Origin of the sequence: Actinomadura livida (assembly GCF_014648675.1) — a bacterium.
GTDB classification, from domain to species: domain Bacteria; phylum Actinomycetota; class Actinomycetes; order Streptosporangiales; family Streptosporangiaceae; genus Spirillospora; species Spirillospora livida.
The window spans coordinates 1-555 of the sequence record NZ_BMRO01000057.1; the positions used below are offsets into that span (position 1 = coordinate 1).

Here is a 555-nt window from a genome sequence, read left to right on the forward strand (position 1 = left end):
GTGATCTTCCGGCCGTCCGAGGTCACCGCGAAATGCGTCAACCCCAGATCGATCCCGACCTCGGCCGCCACCTCCGGCAACGGCCCGTCCGCCGTCTCGACCACGAACGACGCGAAGTACCGGCCCGCCGCATCCTTGATCACCGTGACCGACGACGGGGCGGACGGCAGGTCCCGCGACCACCGCACCCGCACGTCCCCGATCTTCGGCAGCCGCAGCTTCCCGCCCGCCGTGACCGTGAAGCGGGCGTTGCGGGTGAACCGGACCGCCTGCCGCAGGTCCTTGCGCGACCGGAACCGAGGCGGCGCGGCCCTGCGGCCCTTGCGCTGAGGTGCACCCTTGAATCGTACATCCATGTACATGATGATCTCGCTCGTACACTGATGTGCATGGAGTCGGAAGAGATGAGCGTCGCCGACGCACGCCGCCAGTTCGCCGACGTCCTCAACGACGCCGCCGTCCGGGGACGCATCACCTACATCACCAACCGAGGCCGCCGCATCGCCGCAGTCGTCCCCGTCCCCATCGCCGAAACCGCCGACCAAGACCACGACG

The 555-nt window shown here is 68.8% G+C and carries 2 protein-coding genes; one reads left to right on the plus strand and one right to left on the minus strand.

Annotated elements, in window-relative coordinates:
* On the minus strand, positions 1-356 hold a 356-nt coding region (locus IEZ03_RS37290; RefSeq protein WP_268248596.1), incomplete at its 3' end, for an RNA-guided endonuclease InsQ/TnpB family protein.
* A gap of 48 nt (positions 357-404) precedes the next feature.
* Between IEZ03_RS37290 and IEZ03_RS37295 the strand changes: the two genes are divergently transcribed.
* Positions 405-555: type II toxin-antitoxin system prevent-host-death family antitoxin (locus tag IEZ03_RS37295; protein ID WP_229808839.1), on the plus strand; the 151-nt coding region annotated here is incomplete at its 3' end.